The organism is Herbaspirillum sp. NPDC101396 (assembly GCF_044767365.1).
Classification (GTDB): Bacteria; Pseudomonadota; Gammaproteobacteria; order Burkholderiales; family Burkholderiaceae_D; genus Herbaspirillum.
This window is the reverse complement of the sequence record NZ_JBIWNT010000005.1, coordinates 349,885-374,947: the sequence shown is the minus strand read 5'-3', so window position 1 is coordinate 374,947 and position 25,063 is coordinate 349,885. Positions and strand designations below refer to the sequence as shown.

The 25,063-nt window shown below is 60.9% G+C and carries 19 protein-coding genes and 1 other RNA gene; 8 read left to right on the top strand and 12 right to left on the bottom strand.

Annotated elements, in window-relative coordinates; genetic code table 11:
• Nucleotides 1-11: 11 nt before the first annotated feature.
• The 6 genes from ACIROY_RS19105 to ACIROY_RS19080 form a co-directional block, all read right to left on the bottom strand.
• On the bottom strand, nucleotides 12-2,333 hold the full coding sequence (locus tag ACIROY_RS19105) for a type VI secretion system Vgr family protein (protein WP_402343286.1): 2,322 nt from the start codon (nucleotides 2,331-2,333) through the stop codon (nucleotides 12-14).
• 124 nt (nucleotides 2,334-2,457) lie between these two features.
• On the bottom strand, nucleotides 2,458-2,961 hold the full coding sequence (locus ACIROY_RS19100; protein ID WP_402343283.1) for a DUF1993 family protein: 504 nt from the start codon (nucleotides 2,959-2,961) through the stop codon (nucleotides 2,458-2,460).
• A 244-nt stretch (nucleotides 2,962-3,205) separates the two neighbouring features.
• Nucleotides 3,206-4,750, bottom strand: coding sequence for an efflux transporter outer membrane subunit (locus ACIROY_RS19095; RefSeq protein WP_402343280.1), 1,545 nt, complete (start codon nucleotides 4,748-4,750; stop codon nucleotides 3,206-3,208).
• Nucleotides 4,751-4,779: 29 nt separating this feature from the next.
• Nucleotides 4,780-8,004 (bottom strand): efflux RND transporter permease subunit, encoded by a 3,225-nt coding sequence (locus ACIROY_RS19090; protein ID WP_402275703.1) that lies wholly within the window; start codon nucleotides 8,002-8,004, stop codon nucleotides 4,780-4,782.
• A 63-nt stretch (nucleotides 8,005-8,067) separates the two neighbouring features.
• Nucleotides 8,068-9,282 (bottom strand): efflux RND transporter periplasmic adaptor subunit, encoded by a 1,215-nt coding sequence (locus ACIROY_RS19085; protein WP_402343277.1) that lies wholly within the window; start codon nucleotides 9,280-9,282, stop codon nucleotides 8,068-8,070.
• Nucleotides 9,283-9,293: 11 nt separating this feature from the next.
• Nucleotides 9,294-10,136 (bottom strand): alpha/beta hydrolase, encoded by an 843-nt coding sequence (locus tag ACIROY_RS19080; RefSeq protein ID WP_402275698.1) that lies wholly within the window; start codon nucleotides 10,134-10,136, stop codon nucleotides 9,294-9,296.
• 342 nt (nucleotides 10,137-10,478) lie between these two features.
• On the opposite strand from ACIROY_RS19080, the gene ACIROY_RS19075 reads away from it, so the two are divergent.
• The 3 genes from ACIROY_RS19075 to ACIROY_RS19065 all read left to right on the top strand — a co-directional run bounded on the left by ACIROY_RS19075 (nucleotide 10,479) and on the right by ACIROY_RS19065 (nucleotide 14,371).
• Nucleotides 10,479-11,498: a LysR family transcriptional regulator gene (locus ACIROY_RS19075; protein ID WP_402343274.1), complete on the top strand. Its 1,020-nt coding sequence runs from the start codon at nucleotides 10,479-10,481 to the stop codon at nucleotides 11,496-11,498.
• 774 nt (nucleotides 11,499-12,272) lie between these two features.
• Complete coding sequence (locus ACIROY_RS19070) at nucleotides 12,273-13,277, top strand: AraC family transcriptional regulator N-terminal domain-containing protein (protein WP_402275693.1); 1,005 nt, start codon at nucleotides 12,273-12,275, stop codon at nucleotides 13,275-13,277.
• 86 nt (nucleotides 13,278-13,363) lie between these two features.
• The gene (locus ACIROY_RS19065) at nucleotides 13,364-14,371 is read left to right on the top strand and encodes an aldo/keto reductase (protein WP_402275690.1); all 1,008 of its coding nucleotides are present in this window, start codon (nucleotides 13,364-13,366) and stop codon (nucleotides 14,369-14,371) included.
• A gap of 25 nt (nucleotides 14,372-14,396) precedes the next feature.
• Here ACIROY_RS19065 and ACIROY_RS19060 read toward each other — a convergent pair whose 3' ends face one another.
• The 4 genes from ACIROY_RS19060 to ACIROY_RS19045 form a co-directional block, all read right to left on the bottom strand.
• Entirely contained in the window at nucleotides 14,397-15,074 is a 678-nt protein-coding gene (locus tag ACIROY_RS19060; RefSeq protein WP_402275688.1) for a hypothetical protein, read from the bottom strand.
• A 283-nt stretch (nucleotides 15,075-15,357) separates the two neighbouring features.
• Nucleotides 15,358-16,113, bottom strand: a complete 756-nt coding sequence (locus ACIROY_RS19055; protein ID WP_402275686.1) for an HpcH/HpaI aldolase/citrate lyase family protein — start codon at nucleotides 16,111-16,113, stop codon at nucleotides 15,358-15,360.
• Between the two features lie 98 nt (nucleotides 16,114-16,211).
• A complete protein-coding gene (locus ACIROY_RS19050) occupies nucleotides 16,212-17,480 on the bottom strand; it encodes a D-amino acid dehydrogenase (protein ID WP_402343271.1) in 1,269 nt (422 codons plus the stop codon).
• Between the two features lie 188 nt (nucleotides 17,481-17,668).
• Nucleotides 17,669-18,853 (bottom strand): branched-chain amino acid ABC transporter substrate-binding protein, encoded by a 1,185-nt coding sequence (locus tag ACIROY_RS19045; RefSeq protein WP_402275680.1) that lies wholly within the window; start codon nucleotides 18,851-18,853, stop codon nucleotides 17,669-17,671.
• Nucleotides 18,854-19,034: 181 nt separating this feature from the next.
• Between ACIROY_RS19045 and rnpB the strand changes: the two genes are divergently transcribed.
• Nucleotides 19,035-19,367: RNase P RNA component class A (gene rnpB / locus ACIROY_RS19040), an RNA gene on the top strand.
• A gap of 86 nt (nucleotides 19,368-19,453) precedes the next feature.
• A complete protein-coding gene (locus ACIROY_RS19035) occupies nucleotides 19,454-20,596 on the top strand; it encodes an enoyl-CoA hydratase/isomerase family protein (protein ID WP_402343266.1) in 1,143 nt (380 codons plus the stop codon).
• An 11-nt stretch (nucleotides 20,597-20,607) separates the two neighbouring features.
• On the opposite strand, the gene ACIROY_RS19030 is transcribed toward ACIROY_RS19035, so the two are convergent.
• Complete coding sequence (locus ACIROY_RS19030; RefSeq protein WP_402343263.1) at nucleotides 20,608-21,171, bottom strand: TetR/AcrR family transcriptional regulator; 564 nt, start codon at nucleotides 21,169-21,171, stop codon at nucleotides 20,608-20,610.
• Nucleotides 21,171-21,644, bottom strand: a complete 474-nt coding sequence (locus ACIROY_RS19025; RefSeq protein ID WP_402275671.1) for a DUF1348 family protein — start codon at nucleotides 21,642-21,644, stop codon at nucleotides 21,171-21,173. The genes ACIROY_RS19030 and ACIROY_RS19025 overlap by 1 nt, the downstream gene beginning before the upstream one ends.
• 580 nt (nucleotides 21,645-22,224) lie before the next feature.
• On the opposite strand from ACIROY_RS19025, the gene ACIROY_RS19020 reads away from it, so the two are divergent.
• The 3 genes from ACIROY_RS19020 (at nucleotide 22,225) to ACIROY_RS19010 (ending at nucleotide 25,058) form a co-directional block, all read left to right on the top strand.
• Nucleotides 22,225-23,052, top strand: coding sequence for an NAD-dependent epimerase/dehydratase family protein (locus ACIROY_RS19020; protein ID WP_402343260.1), 828 nt, complete (start codon nucleotides 22,225-22,227; stop codon nucleotides 23,050-23,052).
• A gap of 12 nt (nucleotides 23,053-23,064) precedes the next feature.
• Nucleotides 23,065-23,943, top strand: coding sequence for an SMP-30/gluconolactonase/LRE family protein (locus ACIROY_RS19015; protein ID WP_402343257.1), 879 nt, complete (start codon nucleotides 23,065-23,067; stop codon nucleotides 23,941-23,943).
• An 83-nt stretch (nucleotides 23,944-24,026) separates the two neighbouring features.
• The gene (locus tag ACIROY_RS19010; RefSeq protein ID WP_402275664.1) at nucleotides 24,027-25,058 is read left to right on the top strand and encodes a TRAP transporter substrate-binding protein; all 1,032 of its coding nucleotides are present in this window, start codon (nucleotides 24,027-24,029) and stop codon (nucleotides 25,056-25,058) included.
• The last annotated feature ends 5 nt before the right edge of the window (nucleotides 25,059-25,063 follow it).

Below are 25,063 nucleotides of genomic sequence, written 5' to 3'. Positions count from 1 at the left end.
ATGTCCCTGGATTAAAGAGATGCTTTGAAGCTGCTGTTTGTTTGCAGATGTGGCTGCGGTAGCACTGGTAGTGTTTGCGGCAACGACGTCGGCCCTGGCCGGCCATGGCTTCCTGCTTTGACCACACTGGCACCGGGCGTGCCGTCTTCGATGCCGGAGGCAGTAATACGGATATAGGATCCGCCGCACTTGAGCAGGATTTCTTCCTTGGCGTTGATTTCCACTTTGCCGTTGGCGCTGGTGACAAACATGTTCTTGTCCGAGATCAGATGTATCTCATCGCTTTGCGCCTGGATATCGACCTTGCCTTTGGCGGCGAACAGCTTCATGCCGAGCTTGTGTGCGATCAGCGAGACGAGGCCACCTGCGGCTACCGTAAAACGTTTCATCACGCTGATGTCGGCATTGCCGCCTGCCGTGGCGATCAGATGTCCGCGGGAGCTGACTTGCAAATCAGCTCCTGATGCGAGCGCAATGCCGGCCGGTGCGCTCAGGACAATGCCGACTTGCCGGAGTTGTTTCAAGGTGTCGTTGAGAAGTGCTTTCTGTTGGTCGTAGTCGGCGGCGATGGCTTGCGCAGATTTGGTGGCCTGAGTCAAGGCGTAGGTCTGCTCCAGGGAGGTTTCCAGATTGGCAATAGCAGTTTGCATGTCGAGCTGATGGCCCTGGGCTCCCGGCTGTGTATCGGCGCTCAGGAAGACGCCTTTGCCGCCCCGGATCGCCACATGACCGTCGGTGCGTAGTTCCGCTCCCGCGCCGCGTGCTTGCTTCTGGCTGTCGACCAGATGACCCAAGTTCAGCTGACTCTTGCCGGAATGCTCAGTACTGAGCTTGATATGCTCTTGCCCCTTCCAGTCTTCCATGCGCAGCTTGTTGTTGCTTTGGGTGCGAATGACGTTACGGCTTAACCAGCGGTCCTCGGTGGTGATGTGATCGGGGTGGCGGCTGTTGTGGTGCAGATGGGCGATGTATGGCTTGTTGGGATTGCCGTCCATGAAGGCAATCGCCGCTTCAGTGCCATCGATGATCGGGAAGTGGAAGCCGGTTTCGTTGGCGCCGGCGAAGGGTTTCGCCAAACGGAGAGCGACACTTTCACCACCCGGATTCCATTCGTCGAAATCAAGATCGAAACGCACTGTGTAGTGGCCGTGCTTGGTGAGGTAGGCATGCGGGTATTTGCCGGGCGAGGTGACCCTTGCCGAGAGCGTGCCGAAAATCTTCGGCCAATTGGTTTCGTTAAGAGGAATGCGGTAACGGCGATCGCTCGGAATGGCTGTGAAGCTGTTTTTATAAGCGGCGTCGCGTGCACCGCTGTGGGTGACGCGAATGATGACTTGGCCGTTGGGCGCATCCGGCAAGGATTGATCCGTACGCAGGATGCGCGCCGGATGCAGTTCGAGGATGTTGCTCTGGCCGCTGTAGACGATCTGACTGGTAATAGCGGCTTCATGACGAAGTTGCGCTTCCCATTTGGCGCCAGCTTGATCCAGATGGTGACTACCGTAGACGTAGGGTTGACCGTAGGTGGTCTTGTCGGCGCGGGCAATGTTGGCTTCTTGCTTGAAACGCTCCCAGGCGTCGGCTGGATGATAGTCGGCGACAAGGTAGGAGGCAGGCACAGTTTGTGATTGCGTTTGCAGACTGGAGACAGTTTCCTGACCAGACTCCAGTCCGGCGTTCTCTCGATACGGGACCTTCAATTCTGGCTGATAGATGTAATGGTCAATGTCGTCGCCGAAGACGATGATGTCGCCGAATTTGCCGGGGATGAAGTAGCTATAGAGACCTTCCTGCCGCATGAGAAGGTGAATGTAGTCCCAGTCGCTCAATTGGTATTGCAGGTGAAAGGCGTGTTCAGGATAGGTGCGACGGGTCTTGAACTGGAACTGGTTTCCGTTGAAGCCGTGACGACGAAGAATCCCTTCGATGATCTGTGGCGCGGTTTGTTTCTGGAATACGCGGCTAGCGTGGGTCAGGCGCAGGCGTGAGACCAGTGGCTCGATGACAAACTCGTAGCTATGGAAATCGTGAGTCTGTTTAAGTTTATTGAATTGAGTAATGCAGCCCGCGAACACACGCGGATCATGCAATCCTGCGGCGATGCTGAAGCTGGCTTCCTTGCCGAGGTAGTCGGCGCGGTTGAGTTCTTGGGGATGGGTAAGTCGGATTTTTATGCAGTACGGTTCGCCCAAGGCTTCGACAGCCTCAAAGGACACGACAGACAACAGAGCGGCGTTCGCGGCGCCGGGCACGACGACTTGATAGTGCTGTTCGCCAGTGACGGATTTGGCGAGCTGAGTCGGAAGGAGGTGTGAATGGGATGGATCTTGCATGGCGAGTGTCCTTGGTTAAAGGTGTGCTCGCCATGCTAGAGGGGTTCGCTTCAAATATGAATAAGCAGCCCCTGCGAAAAGAATTCTATTTAACGAAAATCATAAATAATAGAAATCCGTCGATTTAAAACCCGAGGTAATCCATCTTGCCAATCTTCACGCCCTTGTGACGCAGGATGTCGTAGGCGGTGGTGACGTGGAACAGGAAGTTCGGCAGCGCGAAGGTCAGCAGGTAGGCCTGGCCGGTGAATTTGGTTTCGTTGCCGCGCAGCTTGATGATGATTTCGCGTTCTGCACTGCCTTCGAATTGTTCCGGCGTCACGGTGTCGAGGAAGGCAATGGTCTTGGCGATACGCTCCTGCAATTGCGGGAAGGTGGTTTCTTCGTCGGCGAAACTGGGCGGCTGGACCGCCGACAAACGCGAAGCGCCGAACTTGGCGGCATCGCTGGCGCGCTGGATCTGTCCGGTCAGGGGGTACATATCCTCAAACAGGCGCGCGGTCAGGAGCGTGTCCGGATCGAGCTTGTTCTCTTCGGCGTGGGCGACGGCCTTGTTGAGCAAGCCCGACAGATTGTTCAGCGCGCGGATGAAGACGGGAATGGAAATCTGATGCATGGTGAGCGACATGGTGACTCCTGGAATGAATGAAATAACTGGCGACGTCCATGACGTCCGCCCTGTTTTTAATGACAACAAGGAACAACAACGGCTATTTGATTTGTCCATCATAAAGACAATGTAAAAGCGCCGCAGGGAATAAAAAAGCCGACCAGCTCGGCATGGGCAACCGCTCCGGTCGGCAAGGGGACGAAACACCTCATGGCGGTCCACGGCATCTATGGCAGTGGACCGCCCTTACATACTTACCTGCTTACATCTTGTTGCCGGCAGCGTCGTTCTTGGCTTGTGTGTCGGTAGGCGCCGAAGGACCATGCCAGCCGCCGCCGAGTGCGCGGATCAGATTGACGGTCGAGCGTGCACGTTCGCCATCCAGCTGAACCGCTGCGCGTTGCTGTTGCAGCACGGTACGGTCGGCGTCGATCACGTTGAAGTAGCTGACCGAGCCTTCGCGGTATTGCACATGCGACAGCCGGGCAGCGCGGTTCGACGCCGATACCGCGTCATCCTGCGCGCGCGTCTGGTCGCCCAGGATGCGCAGGCTGGCGAGATTGTCTTCGACTTCCTGGAACGCCGTCAGCACGGTCTGGCGATAGTTGGCGACATCTTCTTCGTAAGCAGCGCGGGCGCGGTTGACGCCGGCTTCACGGCGACCGCCGTCGAAGATCGGCAAGGTCAGCGCCGTACCCACCAATGGACCCAGCAGGAAGGTGCGGCTGGACCAGTTGAACAGGTCCCCCAGCTTGGCCGATTCATAACCGAGACCGCCGGTCAGATCCAGACGCGGGAACCAGGCCGAACGGGCCACGCCGACGCGCGCATTGGCGGCGGCCATGGCGCGTTCAGCGGCGGCGATGTCGGGACGGCGCTCCAGCAGGTCGGACGGCAGGCCGGCGGGAATCGTGATCGACAAACGCTGCAGCGGTTGCGGCGTGAAGTTGAATTCCGCCGGTGTCTTGCCCAGCAGAATTGCCAATGCATGTTCTGCATTGGCGCGCTGACGGGCGATGCCGAAGGATTCCGATTGTGCGGAAGCCAGCTCCGACTTGGCGCGGGCGACGTCGACTTCGCTGATGTCGCCTTCATCGAAACGGCGTTGCACCAGCTTCAGCGATTGCGTGCGCAGGTCGACGGTGCCGCTGTACAACTCTTGCTCGGCATCGAGTTCGCGCAGCAGGAAGTATTGCTGGGCGACGTCGGCTTGCAGTGCCAGGCGCACCGAGTGGAACAACGCTTCGCTGCGTTGCGCATCGGCGGTGGCGGCATCCACGGTGGAGGCGACGCGACCGAACAGATCGGCTTCATACGACACGCCCAACTGTGCACGCCAGAGGGTGTTCGGCGTGGTGTTGGCGTCCGGCGCCAGACCTTGTGAGGCCGGCGATGGACGTTGACGGGTCGCGCCGAAGCCGGCGTTGACTTGCGGGAACAGGCCGGAGCGTGCGTCCTGGCGCAGTGCACGCGACTGGCTCAGGCGGGCGGCGGCAGCCTTCAGGTTCTGATTGGCGTCCAGCGCCTGGGCTTCCAGTGCGTTGAGGCCTTCATCGTTGAAGATCTTCCACCATTCGCCGCGGGCCAGGTCTTCCGCAGGTTGCGCGGTCTTCCAGTCGGAGGCGGCTTTCGCATCGGCGGCTTCCTTGTAGGCGACTGATGTGTTCACCGCAGGGCGTTCATAAGTCGGCGCCAGTGAGCAGCCTGCCAGCACCAGCATTACTGCCAGCAGGGCCGAACTGATCCGAAGCGGCTTGAGCAGCTTGCCGCCCATGCCTCCGAGCTTGTTGATTGAGATTGCGTTCATGTTATTTTTCCTTTGCTCATCGGCCGCGATTAACGACCATCGTGCGAGTCGGCTGGGGCAGCATGCTGGTCGGCATGTGAACCTGCAGTCAGCGGTGCTTCATGCTTGTGGGCAGTGTGCAGTTTCTTGCTGCCGCCGATGCTGCGCAACAGCACATAGAACACCGGTGTCAGGAACAGACCGAACAGCGTCACGCCCAGCATGCCGAAGAACACTGCAATGCCCATTGCATGGCGCATTTCCGAACCGGCGCCCGACGATGTCACCAGCGGCACCACGCCCATGATGAAAGCGATCGAGGTCATCAGGATCGGACGCAGACGCAGACGGCTGGCGTCGATCGCGGCGCGGATCACGGTGCTGCCTTGCAGTTCCAGTTCACGGGCGAATTCGACGATCAGGATCGCGTTCTTCGCCGACAGACCCACCAGCACCATCAGACCGATTTGCGTGAAGATGTTGTTGTCGCCCTTGGTCAGCCAGACACCGGTCAGCGCCGCCAGGATGCTCATCGGCACGATCAGGATCACAGCCAGCGGCAGGGTCAGGCTTTCATACAGCGCAGCCAGCACCAGGAACACCAGCAGCACGCTGATCGGGAACACCCAGATGCCGGCATTGCCTGCGAGGATCTTCTGATAGGTCAGGTCAGTCCATTCGAAGCGCACGCCGCGTGGCAGGGTTGCTGCAGCAACGCGTTCAGCTGCTTTCTCGGCCTGATCCGACGAGTAGCCGGGAGCCGGGCCGCCGTTAATGTCGGCAGCGGTGAAGCCGTTGTAACGCACCACCATTTCAGGACCGAAGGTCTGCTTGACCTTGACCACGGACGACAGCGGCACCATCTCGCCGGCGAGGTTGCGGGTCTTCAGGTCGAGGATGTCGTCGGCCTTGGCGCGGAACTGCGCGTCAGCCTGGGCACGCACCTGATACACACGGCCGAAACGGTTGAAGTCGTTGACGTACAGCGAACCCAGGTAGATCTGCATGGTGTTGAACACATCGGTCACGGGAATGCCGAGCTGCTTGGCTTTCACGCGGTCGAGGTCGACGTCCAGTTGCGGTACGTTGATCTGGTAGCTCGAGAACATCGGGCCCAGTGCAGGTTCCTTCTTGGCCGCCTGCATGAAGGCTTGAGCTGCGGCGTCGAGCTCAGCGTAGCCGACGGCACCGTGATCTTCGATCTGCATCTTGAAGCCGCCCAGCGTGCCCAGACCCATCACCGGCGGCGGTGGGAACACGGCCGTGAAGGCTTCCTTGATGCCGCCGAATTTCTTGCCCAGCGAAGCGGCGATGGCGTTACCCGACAATTCCTTGCTCTTGCGTTCTTCGAACGGCTTCAGTGCGACGAACACGATACCGGCCGACGAGCTGTTGGTGAAACCGTTGATCGACAGGCCAGGGAAGGCGACTGCGCTTTCCACGCCGGGTTCTTTCAACATGATGTCGCTCATCTTGCGGATCACGTCTTCAGTACGGTCAATCGAGGCGCCGTTCGGCAATTGGGCGAAGCTCACCAGGTATTGCTTGTCCTGGCCTGGCACGAAGCCGCCCGGCACCAGATAGCCGATACCGACCGTCGCTGCCAGCAGCACGGCATACACGGCCATCACTGCGCCCTTGCGGGAAATCACACCGGTCACGCCCTTGCCGTAGCCGTCGGAGGCGCGGTTGAAGAAGCGATTGAAACGGACGAAGAAACCACCGAGGAAACGATCCATCTGGCGTGTCAGCCAGTCAGGCTTGGCATCGTGACCCTTGAGCAGCATCGCTGCCAGCGCCGGCGACAGTGTCAGCGAGTTGAACGCCGAGATCACGGTCGAAATCGCAATCGTCATTGCAAACTGCTTGTAGAACTGACCGGTCAAGCCTGTCATGAAGGCCAGCGGGACGAACACCGCCACCAGTGTCAGCGCAATCGCAATGATCGGACCGGACACTTCCTGCATGGCGCGATACGTTGCCTCGCGCGGCGTCAGGCCGGCGCCGATATTCCGCTCGACGTTCTCCACCACCACAATGGCATCGTCGACCACAATCCCGATAGCGAGCACCATGCCGAACAGCGACAGCGCGTTGATGGAATAACCGAAGCCCAGCATCAGCGAGAAGGTACCGACAATCGACACCGGCACGGCCAGCAGCGGAATGATCGAGGCGCGCCAGGTTTGCAGGAAGATGATCACCACGATCACGACCAGCGCAATCGCTTCGAGCAGGGTATGCACCACCGCTTCGATACTGGCACGCACGAATTGGGTCGGGTCATACACGATCTTGTATTCGACCGACGACGGGAAGTCTTTCGACAAGTCCTTCATCGCGGCGCGCACTTGCGTCGACACGTCCAGCGCGTTGGCGCCAGGCGCCTGGAAGATCGGGATCGCCACCGCAGGCTTGTTGTCCAGCAGCGCGCGCAGACCATATTCGGAAGCGGCCAGCTCGATACGGGCAACATCGCCCAGCTTGGTGATGGCGCCGCCGGCATCGCTCTTGAGGATGATTTCGCGGAAGTCTTCTTCGGTCTTCAGACGACCTTGGGCATTCACGGACAATTGCACCGGTACGTCAGGCGAGTTCGGCGAAGCGCCGATCACGCCGGCCGCAACCTGCACGTTCTGTTCGCGGATCGATTTGATCACGTCGCTGGCGGTGAGGCCGCGTTGCGAGACCTTGTTCGGATCCAGCCAGACGCGCATCGAGTAATTGCCCGAGCCGAACAGGCCGACTTCACCCACGCCCTGGATACGGGCCAGGCGGTCTTTCACGTTCAGCACGGCGTAGTTGCGCAGGTAGGTGGTGTCGTAGCGGTCATCCGGCGAGATCAGGTGGACCACCATGGTCAGCGTCGGCGAGCTCTTGATGGTCGTCACGCCCAGACGTTGCACGTCTTCAGGCAGACGCGGCAAGGCTTGCGAGACGCGGTTCTGCACCAGTTGCTGTGCCTTGTCGGGATCGACGCCGAGACGGAAGTTGACCGTGATGGTCAGGTTGCCGTCGCTGTTTGCCTGCGACTGCATGTACAGCATGTTTTCCACGCCGTTGATCTGCTCTTCCAGCGGCGAGGCCACGGTTTCAGCGATGACCTTCGGATTGGCGCCGGGATACGACGCGCGCACCACGACCGATGGCGGCACCACTTCCGGATATTCGGAAATGGGCAGCTGGAACATGGCCAACACCCCGGCCAGCAACAGCAGTATCGACAGCACACCCGCAAAAATCGGGCGGTCGATAAAGAATTTAGAAATATTCATGGGAATTCCCCGTTGATAATTTTTGATGCAAACTTTGATGCGGATCTTTTGGATCGATCTTGTTTAAGCTTTCTTGTCGGTCTTGGCCGCTGCAGGTGCAGTACCGGCAGCGCCGGCAACCTTCACCATCGGCACCAGGTTCGGCGCCACGGTGTCGCCCGGACGGACGCGTTGCAGGCCGTTGACGACGATGCGTTCACCCGACTTCAGGCCGCTTTCGATCACACGCAGGCCATCCTGGTTGGCGCCGACGCGGACTTCACGGTAAGTAGCGTGGTTATCCTTGTCGAGCACCAGCACGAAGCGCTTGTCCTGATCGGTGCCGAGCGCTTTCTCATCGATCAGCAAAGCGTCGCGCGGGGCGCCGCCGCCCAGGCGGATACGTGCATACAGACCCGGCAGCAACTGGCCGTCGGCATTGTCGAAGACGGCGCGCACGCGGATCGTGCCGGACGAAGTGTCGATGCGGTTGTCGATCGAACCGACCTTGCCTTCACGCGAGTAAGCGTCTTCGTTGGCCAGACCCAGGAACACCGGGACCGAGGTGCCCTTGGCGCGCGCCGGGTTGACGTACTTCAGGAAGCTTTGCTCATCGACGTCAAACGATGCGTAGATCTTCGACATTGACACCAGTGTCGACAGCGATGGTGTTGCCGAACCGACCGAAACGATGTTGCCGACGGTGACTTCGGCACGCGACATGCGACCGGAGACCGGTGCGACGATTTGCGTGTATTCCAGGTTCAGCTTGGCCGAACGCAGGGCGGCTTGCGCAGCTTGCACGTTGGCGGCGGCTTCACGGGAAGCGTTCTGCTTTTCTTCGTAGTCGCGCTTGGCGATGGCGTTGTCGCCCAGCAGGCGTTGGCCGCGCGCCACATCGGAGGCGGTGTAGGCGGCACGGGCTTCGGCGCCGGCCAGCTGCGCTTGTGCGCGAGCCACTTCAGCGGCGTAAGGGCGCGGGTCGATGGTGAACAGCACGTCACCCTTCTTGACCATGGCGCCATCCTTGAAGTGGACGGCGGTCAGGGTGCCGGACACCAGCGGACGGATCTCGACGCGGTCGACTGCTTCGAGGCGACCGGAATATTGCTGCCAGTCGGTGATCTGTTTGCTGACGACTTCGGCGACATCGACGCCGGCCGCTTGCGGCGCTTGTTGCGCGTTGGCGGTGGAGTCCACGCCGATGGCGGACAGGGTGCCGGCGACGGCGATGGCGATGACGGCGAACACGGCGGCCGTGACGGTGTAGCGATGACGCAAGGTAATTTTGCTGGACATGATGGACCTCATTAAGACGGTTGGAATTGGAGAGCTGGGTTTGTTGGGCCTGCGATCGCACTGAAGCGACGACGCAGGAATTCGACGATTTCTTTAAGCAAAGGAATATGGCTGCGCAGCGCGTCGTGCGTGATGCCGGCGAAGCGCGCGACTTGCGTATGCACGCCGGCGTGGATCAGCGAGGCGGCGTATTTTTCCGCTTCGGTGTGCAGCACGTCGCAGCCGGCCGTGGCGATGTAAGCCGGCGGCAATCCCGCCAGGCGGCTGGCTTCCAGCGGTGCGGCATACGGGTGCAGGCGTTGCATGGTCTGCGGAAGGTACTGGCGATAGCGCAGCGCGCAGGCTTCGGCGGTCATGTCCGAGTTCAGGCGTTTGGCGTCGCCCAGCAAGGTCATGCTGGGATCGAGCATCGGGCTGATCAGCACTTGTGCGGCAAACGGCGCCGAGCAGCGGTCACGCGTGATCATGGTCAGGCTGGCCGCCAGGTTGCCGCCGGCATCGTCGCCCGCAACGGCGATCTGGTGCGGATCGATGTGCAGCATGCCGGCGTTCTTGACGGCCCAGCAGGCGGCGGCGTAAGCGTCTTCCGGTGCGGCCGGGAACGGCTTGGCCGGTGCCAGCGCGTAGGCCACCGACAGCACCACGGCACGGCTGTGCTCTGCGATGTAGCGGGCTTGCAGGTCGGCATCATCCAAACCGCCGGAGACGAAACCGCCGCCGTGGAAGTACAGCACCAGCGCTTGCAGGTCGCCGCTTTTCACTCGGCCTTGCGGTTGATACAGGCGCACGGGAATCGCGCCGATCGGACCGGGGAGGGTGAAGTTGGTGACGGTTGAAGCTTGTTCGACTTCCATGATATTGGGGCGGCGGTTAACGCCGGATTCGCTAAGTTGAAGCGGATTGTGCGCCACAGCATGCGGGCGGATAAAGCAGGCAAATCCAACAACACTGTTCGCCGAGTTCGAACAATCGGCGTAAAATACTCGAATTAGTTTGAGGTAAATTGGCGCGCGGCCAATGCAGATGCGGTTTTCCAATGTTTTCGGATAGGCGGCAATAAGCATCAAAAAGCCCGCCAATGGCAGCAAAAGATGGCAAATTGGCAGTGAAAAACACGCTTTTACCGCTGTTGCAAAACAATCGCGGGACGTGATTTGTACAAATGCGACGACAAAATCGTTGCCTGGGAGAATCGAATGGACAGATTTCAAGCAATGCAGGTCTTCAGCGCCGTGGTCGACGCCAACAGCTTCACGCGCGCCGCCGACAATCTCAATTTGCCGCGCACCACAGTGACGACGATTGTTCAGGGTCTGGAAAGCCTGTTGCAGGTGCGCCTGCTCAACCGCACCACGCGTCGCATCAGCCTGACGCCCGACGGCGCGGCTTATTACGAGCGCTGCGTGCGCATCCTGGCGGAAGTCGACGAGACCGAGGCCTCGTTCCGCAACGTCACGCGCGGCCCGCAAGGGCGTTTGCGCATCGACGTGCCGGCCTCGATCGGCCGCCTGCTGCTGCTGCCCAATCTGTGCGACTTCTATAGCAAGTATCCCGACATCGAACTGGTCATGGGCATGAGCGACCGTCCGGTCGACATGGTGCAGGAGGCGGTTGACTGCGTGATCCGCGTCGGCGACCTGCAGGACTCGAGCATGGTGGCGCGCCGCATCGGCACCTTCCAGGCGGTGACCTGCGGTTCGCCCACGTACTTCGAACGTCACGGCATGCCGCACACCATCGAGGACTTGCAGAACCACAAGTCGGTGCACTACTTCTCCAGCCGCACCGGCCGCACCATCGACTGGGACTTCATGGTCGACGGCGTCACCCGGGAAGTGAAGATGGCCGGCAAGCTGTCGGTCAACGACGGCGATGCTTATGTCGCCTGCGCGCTGCAGGGTTTCGGCCTGGTCCAGGCGCCGCTGTACATGATCCAGCCGTTCCTCGAAGACGGCCGGCTGGTGGAAATCCTGTCGCAGTGGAAGCCGGTGCCGATGGCAATTTCGGTGGTCTACCTGCACAACCGCCATTTGTCGCCCAAGGTGCGCGCCTTCGTCGACTGGGTCGCCGAACTGTTCGCCACCTGTCCGCTGCAAAAGGGCTGCCAGATGGGCATTGCTGCCGATGCCAAGGAGTCCCATTTCACCAGCAAGCCGGAGAGCAACACCATCCGCGCCGTCATCGAACAGCACAACATCGCCGAAAGCGTGTTCTAGAGCGCAGTTCAGTTCATTCGTTTTTCCATGCAGCGGCCCGCCTGATATCGATATCAGGCGCGTCGCTGTTTTTGCGTGGGCGATCGTTGCTGGCATGCTGATGATCCTCGTCAGGCCAGACCGTCGACGAGACCGCGTGCTTCCTGATGCGGAAAGCAACGCGTCCTTCCGCCGGCAGGGCGAAAAGCGTCGGATGGTGTCTGGAAAGTTGGTGAAGTGCCGGGGCGGCAGCGCGAATATGCGCGCCGGTGGTCGGCGGTCCGGTGAAGCGCTGTCTTGCATGGCCGTACCGAAAGCGGGACGACGGACAGTTTGAATCGTGTGGAATCGTGTATTTGGGCGTGAACAGATTATGCGCGCAGTGCAACAATCTCTGTTTGCTGAAAGCTGTCGAATATTTGCCTGATTCTCCAGTGTGATGGCGAATCAGGCAGTTTTTTTGATTTTCGGATTCGATTTCGCTCGCGTTACCGATTTGGTTCGATCAAGTAATCGGGAAAGCAGAGTGATCTTGCAAATACGAGTTGAACGAGAGAGAACCGCTGGATAGCAGGTGGTGCAGGACTTTCTGGCGGGTGACGCATCGAAGGGTGGGAATGCAAGGTGGGGCTGGTTTGGCCAACAGTGCCGGCCAAATTCAGAAGTCGGACATGGCTCGGATACCCAATTCTCCTGATTATTTGCCTATTTCTCCAGTTGGATGTGATGGAGATTCAGGCAAGTCGGCAATCTGGAGTAAGCTGGCTGCTTCCACTCTCCCGACCCGGAACCGCCATGGATCTGAACGACGCTCCCACCGATAACGACTTCCACGCCGACATGCCTGCGCCCGTCCCTTCCGCGCCTGTGAGTCCGGATCTCGAAGCAGATGATCGGCTGCGCGCAGCGCAGCGCGAACTGGTCACCCTGATTGCGCGCCTGACCGAAGACGTCGAAGGCTCTCGTGAAACCGGCATCGAAGGCTTCTTCCTGCATCGCATCACCAATCCGCAGGGACCCAAGCATGCGGTGCAAAAGCCGGTGTTCGCGGTGATCGCGCAGGGCGCCAAGCGTTTGTACGTCGGCGACGACGTCTATGATTACGATCCGATGCACTATCTGGTGTCGTCGGTGGATTTGCCGATGGTGGGCAAGGTGACCATGAGCAGTCCGGAAACGCCTTACCTCGGTTTGCGCATCGATCTCGACACGCGCGAAATCGGTTCGCTGATCGGCGACGAGCATCTGCCGCAGGGCATTCCGTCGGACGCGTCGCGCGGCCTGTTCGTCAATCGTCTCGACATCACGCTGCTGGACGCGGTGCTGCGGCTGTTGCGCCTGCTGGAGACGCCGCGCGATATCCCGATCCTGGCGCCGATGGTCAAGCGCGAAATCCTGTATCGCCTGTTGATGAACGGCCAGGGCGCCTTGCTGCGCCAGACCGTGTTGCAGGACAGCCAGATGAACCGCATCGCCAAGGCCATCCGCATGATGAAGGAAAGCTTCGCACAGCCGCTGCGCGTGGACGACATCGCGCGCGATGTGCACATGAGCGTGTCGTCGCTGCATCATCATTTCAAGGTAGTGACGGCGATGAGTCCGCTGCAATACCAAAAGAACCTGCGCCTGCAGGAAGCGCGCCGGCTGATGCTGGCCGACGACGTGAGCGTGGCGACGGCGTCGCAGACTGTGGGTTACGAAAGTCCATCGCAATTCAGCCGCGAGTACAGCCGCATGTTCGGCGCTCCGCCGCTACGCGACAAAAGACGCTGGCTGGAAGAGGAAGCCCCGGCGTTATAGCAGACAGGGCGGGGCTCCGGCGCGTTTCCGCACAAGCGGCTAGAATCATCTTCCTTTACAGACCCACCTTCCCAACGGAGACTCCCATGCAATATCGACGCCTCGGCAAAAGCAATCTGAAAGTCTCGGCCCTGTGCCTGGGCACCATGATGTTCGGCGATCAGACGCCGATCGACGAAGCGCGCAGCATCGTCGCCTCGGCGCGCGAGCATGGCATCAATTTCATTGATACCGCCGACGTCTACTCCAAGGGCAAGTCGGAAGAAATGGTCGGCAAGCTGCTGCAAGGACAGCGCAGCGATTGGGTATTGGCGAGCAAGCTGGGCAACGCCATGACCAGTGCGCCGAATCAGTCGCACTATTCGCGCCACTGGATCGTGACGGAGACCGACAACATCCTGCGTCGTCTCGATACCGATTATCTCGACGTGCTGTACATGCACCGCGATTACCATGAAGAAAACCTGGAAGAAGCGATCCAGGCGCTGGGCGACTTGATCCGTGCGGGCAAGATCCGGGGCTTCGGCGTGTCCAATTTCCGCGGCTGGCGCATTGCCGAGATCGCGCGCCTGTGCGAGAAGAACAACGTGCCGCTGCCGCTGGTGTGCCAACCGTATTACAACCTGTTGAACCGCATGCCCGAAGTGGAAATCCTGCCGGCCTGCGCCAACTACGGCCTCGGCGTGGTGCCTTACAGCCCGATCGCACGCGGCGTGCTGACCGGCAAATACAAACCGGGTCAGAAGCCGGCGCAAGACACGCGCGCCGGTCGCGGCGACAAGCGCATCCTGGAAACCGAATTCCGTGAAGAGTCGTTGGTCATCGCCGAGAAATTGCAGCAGCATTGCGCTGCGCGCGGCGTCAAGCTGGGGCAATTCGCGACGGCGTGGGTGCTGGCCAATTCGGCGATCAGCAGCGTGATTGCCGGCCCGCGCACCCTGGCGCAGATGGAAGACTATTACGATGCGGTGGAGTTGAAGATCAGCGCGGAAGAAGAAGCGCTGATCGACGGACTGGTGACGCCGGGTCATTCATCGACACCGGGTTACAACGATCCGAGCTATCCGTTTTTCGGACGCGTCGCGCTCAAATAAATCCGGCTCAGCCTCGCGGCCTGCATCAGCTGGCCGTCGCGGGCCGCGCAGCTTTTTTCGGCTGCAGCGGAAGTTCTTCCAGGCGCGCCGCTTCGGCGCGCTTTTCTTCATGCCAGCATAGATTGAGCATCATGAAGTGGCTCTGCATGCCGACGTCGCGCGTGAACGTGCAACTGGCGGGCGGCAGTGCCTTGCGGCTGATGGCCAGTTGTATCTGCGCCTCGCCGACAGGCAGCGCGCGCCGACTGGAATCGTCGACCACGGTGCGGCCGGTTTCATCCGGCGTCAGGCCGCCGTATTCGTGATCCGACAACACATCAATGCTCACGCTGCGCACGATCTGCGTGGCGCAGCCGTTGTCGACCTGCATGTTGTCGATGGCGACGCCGACGTGTTCCGAGCGCTTGATGCGCTTGCCGTGTTCATTGAGATAGGTCACGCGTTCGCTGGTTTCGGGAAATTCCCTGACCGGCATGCGGCGCAGCGCCGCTTCACGCGCGCAGGCGCGGTAAGCCAATTCGGCTTCGCGCTGGGCGGTGCTGTCGCTGATGCGCTCCCATGCCGTCGCTGGTTCTTCCGGCGCAGCCACGGTCGACCGAGCGAGCGCACTGTCGCGTTCATGGTCGTGGCAGGTGGTCAGAACGACTGCTGCCGACAGCGCCGCGGCTGCGGCGATAATGAGCTTGTTCCTTGATAGCGTCATGATGTTACCCCTTCGTTTCCCTTGAATGACGCGGCCCTGGCCCAAGATGGGCGAGCCGTTCATCGATGTCGCGGTCACGATTATGCGAGTTAGTTCAGGACGCTTAAATAGGACAATTCTCAAAAATCTGTTTTTCGTTTGAAAAACAAAATAACTTCCATCGCAAGATCTTTGTCTTACGATGAATGTGTCGAATCAGGAGGAGATGGGTGTGGTTTTTGGGTTCTTGCGGGAACCACGACGGCCGTCGTCGTGAGGAGACGGCGGCCTTGGAGAAGTCGGGTCAGCCGCGCAGAATATTGATGCGGCGGCTGGTTTCAGCACGCAGCAATTGCACGTCGGTGCCTGGTGTCAGCATGTCGACACCGTAGGCCTTCATGCGTTCCGCCATTTCCACGGAGCCGCAGAAGATGCCGACGTATTTTCCACGCGCGTGCGAGACTGCAATGAGGTGCTTGATGGCCTGGTCGACCTTGTCGTCGCTCCATGAGTCCGGCGTCAGGCCGAGTTCGATGGCAAGGTCGCTGGGGCCGATGAAGATGCCGTCGAGGTCCGGCACCGAGAGAATGTCCTCCACCGCCGCCAGGCCCTGGCGCGTCTCTATCATGGCCAGCGTGAGCACGGTGCGGTTGGCGTGTTCGAAATAATCCTTGCCGCCGTACAGCACACCGCGCGCCGGTCCATAGCTGCGTCCGCCGCGTGGCGAGTAATGACAGGCGCGTACGAAACGTTCGGCGTCTTCCTTGCTGTTGATCAGCGGGCAGATCACGCCATAGGCGCCGGCGTCGAGCAACTTGTTGATTTCACCCAGGCCGTTTTCGGAGCAGCGCACCAGCGGCGCGGCGTTGGTGGTGGAGATCGCCTGCAGCATCGGCACCGCCGATTCGATCGAGAACAGGCCGTGTTGCAAGTCGACGGTGACGGCGTCATAACCGCAATCGGCGACCACTTCGGCGAGGAAAGAATTGCCGATGGACGCCCAGCCGTTGAGGGCCAGTTTCTTTTGCGCGAACAAGGTGCGCAGGGGGTTTTGCCGCATTCCGGTCTCCATATGTTATTGGTTGGTTCGGATATGGTATGCGGATTCCACCGATCACGCAGGGCTCTGCATAAATCGCCGGACAGCGGCGTTAACGCTTATCTCGTGTAGCGGAACGGCGCGTCGTCGATCGCCGTCTTGCGTCCAGCGATCTGCGCCGCCAGCAAGGCCGCGCTGCCGCATGCCAGCGTCCAGCCGAGCGCACCCTGGCCGATATTCAGATAGAGATTCCTGACCGGGGATGCGCCGATGACCGGCACGCCGCTCGGCGTGGCGGGACGGAAGCCGGCCCACGGCGACAAGCGTGCGGCGTTGGCGGCGTTGATGCTGCCCGGGAACAGTTCGTCGGCGCCGTTGCTCAGCTCCTCGACGGCGCGTTGCGGAATGCCGGTGTCCATGCCGACCAGTTCGACGCGGCCGGCCACGCGCAGGCGGTTGCCCAGGCGCGCGTAGACGATCTTGCGCGAGATGTCGGTGATCGACACTTGCGGCGCGGCGGCTTGCGACATCGCGTCGTCGAGCGGCACGGTGATGCTGTAACCCTTGAGCGGATACAGCGGCAAGCTGAAGCCGGCCCGGCGCGCGAAGTCGGCGCTGTCGGCGCCCAGCGCCAGCACGAATGTGTCGGCATCGATGGCACTCGAACCGGTGCGCACCGATGCCATGGCGCCGTCGCGCATCGTTACGCCCGTGACCGTGGTGGACGGCAGGAAGCGGAAGTTCGGATTGGCCTGCATGCGCTCGACCAGCGCCTGGCAAAACTGCGCGCAGTCGCCGGCTTCTTCGCTCGGCGTATAGACGCCGCCGGCCCAGTTGCGGCGCGCCTTGCCCAGCGCAGGTTCGATTTCAAGGCAGCGTGCGGCGTCGATCACTTCCTGCTGGCAGCCGTGTTGCGCCTGGAAGGCGATCTGCTTGCGCGCCGACGCCAGTCCGGCCGGATCCGTGTACATCACCAGCTTGCCGGCGGTGCGGTGGCTGAACTCGACCGGCGTCGCCTGCAGGATATGCGTCATCTCGTCGCGGCTGTAGAACGCCAGTTGCAGCAGTTCGATGGTGGTGCGCTGCACCCGTGCGGCATTGCTGGCGGCGAGGAATTTGATCAGCCAGCGCCATTGCGCAGGATCGAGTTTCGGTTTCAGTGTCAGTGGCGAATCGGCGCTGAACAGGTAATGCGGCCAATGCGTCCACACCGACGGGTCGGCCAGCGGCGCGACATAGGAATAGCTCAGCTGGGCGCCGTTGCCGAGGCTGGTGCCGGCGCCGGCTTGCGCACGTCCATCCAGCAAGGTGACCTGGTGGCCGTCTTCGAGCAGACGATACGCTGAGGTGACGCCGATGACGCCGGCGCCGAGTACGCAAATGTGCATTGCTGGTTCCTGTTGGGCGGGACATTCCTGGCGCGGAATTTCCGCTGTCAACTTTCCGGCTTGCGCGGGCAAAGATGCGGCCAGGATGGCGGTCGCCGATGGTGATGATGGATAGCGCCAACTATACGCAATTTCAGTTTTCCTGTCGTATGCCGAATCGGCATTGTCGGCGCTGTCCCGTCAGCAGGTTACTTGCCGCCGAAGGCCTGCACGGGCATCCATTTGCCGCTGCGCACCTGGTAAATCGTATAAGCCGGATTGAGCAGGTTGCCTTCGGCGTCGAACGCAATCGTACCGGTCAGGCCCTTGTATTTCAGCTGGTGCAGGGTGGCGGCAATGCGCGCCGGTTCCAGCGAGTCGGCCTGCTGGATGGCGGCGACAATGGCGTAAGCAGCGTCGTAGGCGAATGGTGCGAACAGTTCGATGGGGCCGCCGTAGGCCGCGATGAATTTGTCCTGGAATTTCTTCCAGCCTGTCATTTTTTCCTGGGCCTGGCCGGGTGCGAGGCCGAATGTTCCCTCGCCGTCGGCGCCCGCCAGCCTCAGGAAGGTCGGACTGACGATGCCGTCGGCGGCCAGCAGCGTGGCGTTGACACCGGCGCGCCGCATCGCCAGCTTGAGCGCCGCGGCTTGCGGTCCGAGGCCGCCGAAGAAAATCAGGTCGGCGTCCGCGTTGCGCGCTGCAGCCAGCGCAGCATTGAAGTCGGAGGTCTTGCTGCTGATGCTCTGTTGCGCCACGACGGCCGTGCCTTTGTCTTGCAAGCCTTGCATGAACTGGCTCGCCAGCATGGTGCCGAAGCCGGTGTCGTCGTTAATTACCGCGATGCGCCTGGCCCTGAGCTGCTGCAAGGCGAAGGCGCTGGCGTAACGGCCGCCGTCGTCGTCATGGCCGACGATGCGAAAGCTGTCGGCGTAGCCGTTTTGCGTATAACGCCTGCCGGTCGAACCCGGTGCGATCTGAGGAATGCCGGCCGCATGATAGATGTTGGCGGCCGGTATGCTGGCGCCGGTATTCCAATGGCCGATGACGGCGACGACCTCGGATCTGACCAGGTAATTGGCTACCAGCGCCGCCGTGTGGATGTCGCCCCGGTCGTCTTGCGTGAGCAATTTGAGCAGGATCGGTCGACCGCCCACGGCGATGCCGCGCGCATTGATTTCGGCCAGTGCAAGCTCCACGGCATGCGCCTGGCTCTGGCCCATCGACGCGGAACTGCCGGATAGCGGTCCGGCAAAGCCGATCTGGACCAGTCGCGGCGTTTCGGCGGCGTAGGAGGCTGGGGGCAGGCAGCAAACGCAGGCCATCAGCAGGGCCGCGAAGAAGCGCCGGCGCTGAAAAAAATAAGTGAGGGGAAAGAATGAAGGACTGGCCATATACGATGCTCCCCCGGAAGCGTGAGATCCAGTATCGATTATCGGCAACAAGCCACCGGCATTGAAGGCTTGTGCCGGATATTTACCAACAATTCTGCGAATTGTTGTTTCCGCGGACGTGCTTTGATGCCGCAGGGCAAGCCTGCGCAGCCGGATGGATGCCTGAGGTACAATGACGCCCGAAGCAAGCCAGACAGCCGCTGGTCATCGTGTAATGCGATGGCGGGAGGAAGGTCCGGACTCCATAGAGCAGGGTGACGGTTAACGGCCGTCCGCTGAAAGCCGGCGCAAGCCGGTATAAGGCGAGGAACAGGGCCACAGAGACGAGCGTATTAAGTTACGGTGAAACGCGGTAACCTCCACTCGGAGCAATCTCAAATAGGCACGCGTTGATGTTGCTCGCGGAGCGTGCGGGTAGAGAGCTTGAGCGCCGGAGCAATCCGGGGCCTAGAGGAATGGCTGTCATAACGGGCAACCGTCGTAACAGAATCCGGCCTATCGGCTTGCTTCATTGAATTCATAGAAATAGAGAAGATCGATCTCCCGGCTCACGAGGCGGGCGAGGTCGCACAAAACGATTTCAGAGACATCAGGATCCCCATGAGCCAACCGGTTTTGTTTGAAGAACTGGCCACGCAGAATGGCCGCCGTATCGGCGTCGCCACGCTGGCTTCCGAAAAAACCTTGAATGCGCTGTCGCTCGACATGGTGCATCTGCTGACGCCGCAGTTGCGCCAGTGGGCCAGGGATCCCGAGATTGCGATGGTGCTGTTGCAGGCGCAGGGGGAAAAAGCTTTTTGCGCCGGCGGCGACCTGCAGAAGATCTACACCAGCATGCGCGAGCATCATGCCTCGCCGGCGCGCGACGACATTCGCGGCAATCGGTACGCCGCAGAATTCTTCGAGCACGAATATCGTCTCGACTACGAAATCCATACCTATCCCAAGCCGATCCTGTGCTGGGGCCATGGCATCGTCATGGGCGGCGGCATCGGCCTGATGGCCGGCTGCAGCCACCGCGTGGTCACCGAGCGCTCGCGCCTGGCCATGCCGGAAATCACCATTGGCCTGTATCCCGATGTCGGCGGCAGCTGGTTCCTGAGCCGCACGCCGGGCAAGCTGGGCGCGTTCCTGGCGCTGACCGGCGCGCTGATGAACGCGGAAGACGCCAAATTCACCGGGCTGGCCGATTACCGCGTCGCCCACGCCGACAAGCAAAAAGTCATCGACGCCCTGCTGCTGCAGAACTGGGGCGACGGCGATGACGCCGCCGTTCTCGGTCGCGTACTGCAGCAAGCCGAGCGCGACGTCGCCGCCGATGTGACGTTCGCACCTTCGGCCTTGCGCGACAATTTCGATCTGATTAATACACTGTGCAGCGGCCAGACCGTGCCCGATATCGTCGATGCCATCCTGGCGAACAAGAGCGACAACCCGTGGCTGCAAAAAGCCATCGCTACGCTGACGGCCGGCGCGCCCGGCTCGGCTGCGCTGGCGCTGGCGCTGCAACGGCGCGTGCGCCACATGTCGCTGGCCGAAGTGTTCCGCCTGGAATTCGTGGTGACGCTGCATTGCGCGACGCGCCCCGATTTTGTCGAAGGCATCCGCGCGCTGATCATCGAAAAGGACCAGAAGCCGAAGTGGAATCCTGCCCGCCTGGCCGACGCCACGCCGCAATGGGTGGACGGTTTCTTCGCCGATCCGTGGCCGGCGAGCGAGCATCCGCTGGCCGACCTGGTCTGATCAATCTCTGATTACACCGTAGACGCCTGCAGCCGCTGCTGCAGGCGATCGAGCGTGCGCACGAAAATCTGCGGATCATCGACCGCCCGCGCCAGCACCAATGCGCCCTGAATTCCGGCCAGGATTTCCTCTGTAAGGGCAGCGGCTTCATTGGGCTCATAGCCGCTGCGTTGCAGGGCCACATGCAGGGCCGCCGCCCAATCCACAAAGTAACTCTTCACCTTGTCGGCGAAACGGTCACGCACGTTGACCAGTGCAAAGACGCCCACCAGGCATACCTTTCTGCCCGACAGAAAATATCGTTTCACTTCATTGAACATGCGATCGATGCCGGCCATGGCGTCGGCGTTCTCGCGCAAGGGGACGTATACCTCGCGCTGGAACCAGCCGTCGATGTGGCTCAGCACCGCGTTGACCATCTCATCTTTGCCGCCCGGGAACAGGTTGTACAGGCTGCCCTTGCCGAGACCGGTGCCTTCGGTGATGCGCGCCAGGCTGGCGCCTTCATAGCCATAGGCACGGAAAATCTCCGCCAGCACCGGAATCAGTTCATCGCGTTGCGTACCTGCCGCCATTACAGGCCGAGGTCGCTCAGGCTGGGATGATCGGCCGGGCGCGGCGCCGATTGATCCCAGTGGAATTTGCGGTCGCTTTCCTTGATCGGCAGGTCGTTGATCGAGGCATGGCGCGCGCGCATCAGGCCGTGTTCGTCGAACTCCCAGTTTTCATTGCCGTAAGAGCGGAACCAGTTGCCCGAATCGTCGTGCCATTCGTAGGCGAAACGCACGGCGATGCGGTTGCCCTCGAACGCCCACAATTCCTTGATCAGGCGGTATTGCTGCTCGCGCACCCACTTTTTGTTGAGGAAGGCGACGATGGCGGCGCGGCCCTGGACGAAGTCGGCGCGGTTGCGCCAGCGGCTGTCTTCGGTATAGGCCAGCGAGACTTTTTCGGCGTTGCGGGTGTTCCAGCCGTCTTCGGCGGCGCGGACTTTCTGGATCGCGGTGTCGCGTGTGAAAGGTGGAAGCGGAGGGCGGGATGTCGTCATGTGAGCACCTGTGTCTGATGGGAAGTTGAACTGCGGATGAAGGATTTGTACCGATCGGTAAACAAAGTCTAGTGCGGCCTCAATACGGAAGCAAGTCGAATCACCCCGATTGGAGCCACCCCCAACTGTGCTTCATCCGGCAGCGATGAACTGTGTACTTTGACTGTCCCCCAGGAAGGCGTATGAGCAAAAATTGTTATCAGTCATCAGATGACATTAAGGCAAGTCATTCTTTTTCTCAGGGGAAGTCGCAGCAAGGCTTTCAAGGCGATCTATCCTGTTAAAACGACTATGACGATGATGAAAAAAATAGCGTCATAAATCTCCTTGCGTTCAAAATTTTCATGTTGTACGATGACTGTCAATTAAAAATAACGATCTGCCGGAGACACTCCATGACTGCTTTCAACTTGCTTGCGCTGCCCAGTACCTGACCCTGATATTGCGCGCGCCGCGATGACGGCGCGCTGAAGTTGTTGTTCCTTCTTTGCTGAGCCGGCATCGACTTGCCATGCGCGGATTCCATCCGGGTGGTGTCGCGTCGTCTGCTTGGCGTCGGTAGTTCAACCAGCGACGATTCATGACCATGAGCAATTTGCAAGATCAGGTACGACCCTTTAAGCGCCTGCTGCTGACCGGCGCCGCCGGCAATCTCGGCCAGGTGCTGCGTGAGCGGCTGAAACCCTGGACCGATGTGGCGCGGCTGTCCGACATCGGCGATCTCGGCGGCGCAGGGCCCGGCGAAGAAATCGTAACCTGCGACCTGGCTGACAAGGCCGCCGTGTACGACATGCTGGAGGGCGTCGACGCCGTGCTGCACTTCGGCGGACGTTCGCTGGAAGCGCCGTTCGAACAACTGATGCACGCCAATATCCAGGGCACCTACAACCTCTACGAAGGCGTGCACAAGCGTGGCATCCGCCGTGTGATTTACGCCAGCTCCAGCCACGCGGTCGGTTACTACCCCACCACCGAGCGCATCGACGCCGACAGTCCGCTGCGGCCCGATGGTCTGTACGGACTGACCAAGTGTTTCGGCGAATCGCTGTCGCGCTATTACTTCGATCGCTTTGGTGTGGAGACGGTGTGCCTGCGCATCGGCTCTTGCTTTCCGGAGCCGCGCAACGCACGCATGCTGGCGACCTTCCTGAGCTACGAGGACTTCGTCGAACTGGTGCGGTGCGCGCTGTTCTCGCCGCGCGTCGGCCACACTATCGTCTATGGCGTCTCCGACAACCGCATCGACTGGTGGGACAACAGCAAGGCCGGTCATCTCGGTTTCGTGGCGCAGGACAGCGCCGATGCATTCGCCGGACGCTTCCCTTTCAGCGGCACCTGGCCGGCAGCCGACGACGCCGGCAATTTCCAGGGCGGGCCGTTTATCCTGGCCGGTCCGCAATACGAATAGAAAACATACATCATGCAAGTTTTCCCGCTCAACGATCAGCGCTACGACGTCGCCGAAAGCCCGTTCTGGTACGCAGCCCAATCGGCCTGGTACTGGGTCGACATTCCGCGCAAGCTGATCAGCCGTCAGACCGCCGACGGTACTTACCAAGAATGGCAGTTGCCGGAAATGGTCGCGTGCATCGCGCCGGACGGCGACGGCGGCCTGATCGCCGGCATGCACACCGGTATTTTCAGCGTGCAATTGCAGGACGACGGCCATACGCGACTGAGCAAGCTGGCGCAGCCGGCAGGACTGCAAGCCGACCAGCGCTTCAATGACGGTCGTTGCGATCGCCAGGGCCGCTTCTGGAGCGGCGTGATGTGTCTCGACATGTCGCTGGCGCGTGCTGACGGCAAGCTGTATCGCTATGACGGCGCGGGTTTGTCGGCGCCGGTGGTGGACGGCCTGATTGTGCAAAACGGGCTGGCCTGGTCGCCCGACGGCAAGACCATGTACCTGTCCGATTCGCATCCGACGAGCCGCCTGATCTGGGCGTTCGACTATGACCTCGACAGCGGCGTGCCGTCGCGCCGACGCGTATTCGCCGACCTCAATCAACACCGAGGCCGTCCGGACGGGGCCGCGATGGATGTCGACGGCTGTTACTGGACTTGCGCCAACGATGCCGGCTGCCTGTTGCGCTTCACGCCGGACGGCAGGCTGGATCGCACGATCGAACTGCCCGCCAAGAAGCCATCCATGTGCGCCTTCGGCGGCGCCGACATGAAGACCATGATCGTGACCAGCATCAGCCTCGGTGCGCCGCAAGGCGACGAAGGTGCCGGACGTATCTGGACTCTGAATCCGGGTGTCGCCGGCATGCGCGACACACCGTTTGCGAAAGGATAGCGCCACCAGACATCGCAGCGGGCAGCAAAGGACAGGCATCAGACGCACCAAAAGTAGACCCATATAAAACTACAGGAGACATGATGAACACGACCAACGCATCCAAACGACAATTCCTCAAGACCGGCTTGGCCATCGGCGGTGCAGCAGCAGCCGGCCTGTCCGGCAATCTCGCCTTCGCACAAGAGAAACCGCTGGTCACGCTGCGCATGTCGTCGACCTTGCCGCTCGACGCCAACTCGGCCCACTATGTCTGGTACAGCCGCTTCGCGCAGAATCTGAAGACCGCCGTCGGCAACAAGATCGTGGTCAATTATTTCCCCAGCGATCAGCTCGGCAAGGAGTCCGACGTGGTCAATCAGGTGCGCATCGGCAGCGTTGACATGATGATCTCCGGCTCGTCGATCTGGTCCACCACGGTGCCGGAGATCGGCGTGTTGGACATGGGCTACCTGTTCGCCAACCTCGACCATTCCGGCCGCGCGCTGGACGGCAAGGCCGGCGCCATTTTGAGCAAGATGATGTACGACCGCGTCGGCGTGCAGGTGCTGGGCTGGGCCTACTCGCTGGGCGCGCGCAATGTGTTCACCAAGAATCCGGTGCGCAGCGTGGCGGAGTTGAAGGGCATCAAGCTGCGCGTACTGCCGGTGAAGAATTTCATCAGCACCTTGCGCTACATGGGCGCGGTGCCGACGCCGATTCCGTTCGGCGAAATCTACACGTCGCTGCAGACCGGCGTGGTCGACGGGTTCGAGCATGATGCGCCGACTGCGCTGGCGGGCAAGTTCTTCGAGGTCGCCAAGTATTGCGCGCTGACCCAGCACATCTACAACCCGCAGACGCCGGTGATCAGCAAGCGCTCGTTCGCGCGGATTCCGGCAGATCTGCAAAAGGCTTTCCTGGACGCCGCCACCGAGGCGACCAACTATCAGCGTCAGCGCGCCGCCGACATGGAGCGCGATGCTTTCGAAAAACTCAAGGGACTGGGCCTGACCGTCTCTACGGTCGATCGCGAAGCGCTGCGCAAGGACGTCGCGCCGCTGTGGGGCGAGTTCACCGCGCAATATCCGGCGGTCAAGCCGGTGGTCGACGAGATCGTTGCGGCGCGCGGCTGATACCG